General features: G+C 74.2%; 3 protein-coding genes. 2 read left to right on the top strand and 1 reads right to left on the bottom strand.

What is annotated here, in order from left to right; all coding sequences use genetic code 11:
- Nucleotides 1–183 precede the first annotated feature (183 nt).
- Nucleotides 184–3,132 carry an SCO1167/SCO6262 family helicase gene (locus JGS39_RS36525; RefSeq protein ID WP_219574069.1) on the top strand — a complete coding sequence of 983 codons (2,949 nt, stop codon included), beginning with the start codon at nucleotides 184–186 and terminating at the stop codon, nucleotides 3,130–3,132.
- Nucleotides 3,129–4,430 carry an SWIM zinc finger family protein gene (locus JGS39_RS36530; RefSeq protein ID WP_219574070.1) on the top strand — a complete coding sequence of 434 codons (1,302 nt, stop codon included), beginning with the start codon at nucleotides 3,129–3,131 and terminating at the stop codon, nucleotides 4,428–4,430. Before JGS39_RS36525 ends, JGS39_RS36530 begins: the two co-directional genes overlap by 4 nt.
- 13 nt (nucleotides 4,431–4,443) lie before the next feature.
- Here JGS39_RS36530 and JGS39_RS36535 read toward each other — a convergent pair.
- The coding region (locus JGS39_RS36535; RefSeq protein WP_236065894.1) for a hypothetical protein at nucleotides 4,444–4,862 on the bottom strand (419 nt) is incomplete at its 5' end.

A 4,862-nucleotide genomic window follows, 5' to 3' on the forward strand; every position in this document is an offset into this window, starting at 1 on the left:
ACAGCGGACCGGCCGCCGCCGTGCCCGCAACTCGTACGGGTCCGGCGGCGGCCGGTCCGCTGTCAGACCCCCCGCCTAGACTCGCGAGTCGAAGGGTTCCCGTGACGGCCGCGCTGACCAGGCACGGAGGGCCGAGGACACCAGGGCTCACGACCGGGCCCGGACGGGAAGAGGGAGGGGTCGATGGGTATCGCACCGCCGCCGCACGACGTGGCCACCGGCCGCCTGCTGCGCTGCGCCGCGGTCTTCCTGCCGGCCACGCTCCCGCGCGAGGGGCGCATCGCGTTCTGGGACCCGGAGGGACACCCCCTGCCCGATCAGGGGGATCTGTGGGCGCCCGGCACCGGGACCGGGGCGGGCACGTCGGCACCCGCCGAGGCGGACGGCTCAGGCGTGCGTACCTCGGAGATCACCGTCGTCCGGCGCCACGGTGAGCAGGGGGACATCCGCCGCAGCACCGTGCCCGCTCTGCTGCTTCCCCTGGCCGAGGCCGTGCCCCTGCTGGCCCGGGCCCGCCATCTGCGGTCCGCGCACCCCGCCACCCGCTGCTGGGGCGCCGCCACCCTGCACGCGCTCCACCTCGTCTCCCGCGGCCGGATACTGCCCGGGCTGACCGCCGACGATCACGACGCCTGGCGGGCCGGACCGCGTGACGCCGAGGACGTCGCCCATCTGCGCGCGGTCGCCGCGGCCATGCCCGCCGAGGGATACGCGACCCCGTTCCCCGACCGCGCGCCCCTCCAGGTCCCCGACCCCGAGCCGCTCATCAGCTCCTTCCTCGACGCGGTGGCCGACACCCTGCCCCGGACGCCGGCGGCCGCCTTCGCCATGGGCGCACCCTTCGCCGCCCGGGAGGGCCGCCATCTGCCCGGCGTCCGCGAGTGGGCCGTGGAGGTCGCGGCCGGACTGGACGCGGGCGTACGGGTGTCGCTGCGCCTGGACCTCTCCGCGTACGAGCTCTTCGACACCGAGGACCGGGACGGCCCGGCAGAGGACCGGGACGAAGGCACACCGGCCCCCGCGCGGCACGCCGGGGCCGCCATCACCCAGGTGCACAGCCTCGCCGATCCCACCTATGTCGTGGACGCGGCCGCCCTGTGGAACGGCTCGGCGGGCGAGCCGTTCGGCCCGCGCGCCCGGATCGACGCCGTGCTCGCCCTGCGCCGCGCCGCGCGCGTCTGGGCCCCGCTGGAACGACTGCTGGACCAGCCGGTCCCCGACGTACTGGCCCTCACCGAGGACGAGTTGTACGAGCTGCTGGGCGCCGGCGGGGCGCGACTGGCAGCCGCCGGGGTGAGCGTGCACTGGCCCAGGGAGCTCGCCCGTTCGCTCACCGCGGCGGCGGTCGTGCGGCCCGCGCCCGGATCGGCCACCGACGGCACCTCGTTCTTCGACGCCGAACAGCTCTTCGCGTTCAACTGGCAGCTCTCGCTGGGCGACCAGAAGCTGACCGAGGCCGAGATGGACGTGCTCGCCGAGGCACACCGGCCCGTGGTGCGGCTGCGCGACCAGTGGGTCGTCGTCGACCCCGCGCTCGTACGCAAGGCACGCAAGCGGGAGCTCGGCCTGCTCGATCCGGTGGACGCACTCGCCGTCGCGCTGACCGGAAGCGCCGAAGTGGACGGCGAGCAGGTCGAGGCGGTGCCGGTCGGCGCGCTGGCCGAGCTGCGCGCCCGTATCGTCGAGGACGACAGCACCGTCGCACCGCCGCCCGGCCTCGACGCCACCCTCCGCGACTACCAACTGCGCGGTCTGGCCTGGCTGGACCGGATGACGTCACTGGGTCTCGGCGGCTGCCTCGCCGACGACATGGGCCTCGGCAAGACGATCACCCTCATCGCCCTCCATCTGCACCGCGCCCACCCCGCACCCACGCTCGTGATCTGCCCCGCCTCGCTGCTGGGCAACTGGCACCGGGAGATCAACCGCTTCGCACCCGGCGTCCCCGTGCGGCGGTTCCACGGCACCGGCCGCACCCTCGCCGACCCCGACAACGGCTTCGTCCTCACCACATACGGCACGATGCGCTCCAGCGCAGCCGAACTGGCCGCCCACAGCTGGGGACTGGTCGTCGCCGACGAGGCACAGCACGTGAAGAACCCGCACTCCTCCACCGCGAAGGCACTGCGCACCATTCCGTCCCCGGCCCGGGTCGCACTGACCGGCACCCCCGTCGAGAACAACCTCTCCGAGCTCTGGGCCCTGCTCGACTGGACCACTCCCGGGCTCCTCGGGCCCCTCAAGGCCTTCCGGGCCCGCCACGCCCGCATCGTGGAGAACACCGGAACCGCCGCCGGCATCGCCAACGACGAAGCGGTCGAGCGGCTCTCCCGGCTGGTCCGGCCCTTCCTGCTGCGCCGCAAGAAGTCGGACCCGGGCATCGCCCCCGAACTGCCGCCCAAGACGGAGACCGACCACCCCGTCTTCCTCACCCGCGAACAGGCCACGCTCTACGAGGCCACGGTGCGCGAGACCATGGCGTACATCGAAGCGTCGGAAGGCATCGCCCGGCGTGGCCTGATCATGAAGCTGCTGGCCTCGCTCAAGCAGATCTGCAACCACCCCGCGCAGTATCTGAAGGAGGAGCCCACCCGCCTCACCGGCCGCTCCGGGAAGCTCGCCCTGCTCGACGAACTCCTCGACACGATCCTCGCCGAGGACGGCTCCGTGCTCATCTTCACCCAGTACGTGACGATGGCCCGGCTGCTCTCCGCCCACCTCACCTCGCGCGCGATCCCCTCCCAGCTCCTGCACGGCGGTACACCGGTGCCGGAGCGGGAACGGATGGTGGACCGCTTCCAGTCCGGCGAGGTGCCGGTCTTCCTGCTCTCCCTCAAGGCCGCGGGCACCGGGCTCAACCTCACCCGGGCCGCCCACGTCATCCACTACGACCGCTGGTGGAACCCGGCGGTCGAGGAGCAGGCCACGGACCGTGCCTACCGCATCGGGCAGACCCAGCCGGTCCAGGTGCACCGGCTGATCGCCGAAGGCACCGTAGAGGACCGGATCGGCGAGATGCTGCTGGCCAAGCGGGCACTGGCCGACGCCGTGCTCGGCACCGGCGAGACCGCGCTGACCGAGCTCAGCGACCGTGACCTGGCCGACCTCGTCTCGCTCCGGAGGCCGTCATGAGCCCCCGCCCCCACTCCTCCGGCGCACGGCCCGGCGCACGGTCCCGCCCGGGCCCCGACGACCTGCGGCGGACCTTCGAGGCCGTGCCGGCGCGCACCTCCGGCGACGACGAGCCGTTCGCGGACAGCTGGTGGGGCCGGGCGTGGGTGACGGCTCTGGAGGACCTCTCGATGGACGCGCCCCGGCTGGCCCGCGGACGCGCGTACGCGGACAGCGGCAACGTCGCCGCGATCACCGTCACGCCCGGCCGTGTCGTCGCCTACGTGCACGGCAGCCGCCCCCGGCCCTACCGCGCCGAGCTCCGGCTGCGCACGCTCACCGACCCCGACTGGGACACCTTCCTCGACGCGGTCGCCGCCCGCCCCGGCCACCTCGCCGCACTGCTCGCCAAGGAGATGCCGCACTCCCTCGCCGACACGGCAGCCGCCGCCGGCATCACCCTGCTCCCCGCGGCGGACGATCTCGACCCCGGCTGTTCCTGTCCCGACCGCGGCTGGCCGTGCAAGCACGTGGCGGCGCTCTGCTACCAGATGGCCCGGCTCCTGGACGCCGATCCGTTCGTCCTCCTGCTGCTGCGCGGCCGGGGCGAACGCGAGCTCGTGGAGGACCTCGGCCGTCGTAACGCCGCCCACTCCGCCCGGGAGCGGCCCGCGGCACCCGCCACCCCGTCCGTACCCGCTCAGGAGGCGCTCTCCGACCGTTTCCTGCCGCCGCTGCCCGCGCCGTTCCCGGTGGAGCCGCATCCGGGCCGGCCGCCTTCGTACCCCGAGTTCCCCGGCGCCCGGGACCCCCTGGCCCTCGACCAGCTCGCCACCGACGCGGCCGCCCGCGCCCACGCGCTGCTCAGCACCGGAACGGACCCGATCGCCGGGCTCACCGCCTGGCAGGACGCGGTCCGGCTGGCAGCCGCCCGCCCCACGGCCGGGCTCACCGCCACCACCCGCGCCCTCTACCGCGAACTGGCGTCCGCCACCGGCCGCAACACCACCGACCTGGCCCGGGCCGTCGCAGCCTGGCGTCAGGGCGGAGCCGAGGGCCTCACCGTCCTGGAGACACCGTGGGACCCCCCGGCCGGCCCGTTCGACCGCGCCCGCCCGGCCCTCGCGGCGGCCGGCTTCCCGCGCTTCCAGCCCTGGCGCAACCACCTGACCCACCCCGGAGGCACGCTCCAGCTCCGCTTCGGCCACGACGGCCGGTGGTACGGCTACGAATCGGACCCCGGCGAGGACGAATGGTGGCCCAGGGCCGCGCCGGACTCCGACCCGGTGGGCGCGCTTCTCGAACTCAGCGGCGGCTGATCCCGCCGGCGGATCAGCTGTTCAGGAAGATCAGCAGGCCGATCAGCAGCACCGCGACGACGGGCAGCATGATCAGGCGAGCCTTGCGGAACGACTCGTTGTCGTGCTGCCCGAGCCCGTGGCCGGCACCGTGGGCGGACGCCAGGTGCTCCCCGGCCATGTCGAGGAGCCGCCGGGTCGTCAGGAGCGACGGCGACCAGTCGCAGTGCGTACAGACGAGGAAGTCGCGGTACGGGTCGTACCTGAAGTCCCGCTCGATGTTGACCGTGAAGACCTGCCCCTCCTCGGTCGTCGCGGTGAAGTGACGTACGGGCGTGCCCATCTGGCGTGCTCCCTGGCGGTCGACGTCCGGCGCCCCGGCACCGGCCGCGGAACAGTACCGGACGGCTCGCGCACAGTGCCGGGCGGGTTCTTCGAGGGCGCGGTGCCGGG

The sequence above is a fragment of the Streptomyces poriferorum genome, assembly GCF_019399235.1.
Taxonomy (GTDB): Bacteria; Actinomycetota; Actinomycetes; order Streptomycetales; family Streptomycetaceae; genus Streptomyces; species Streptomyces poriferorum.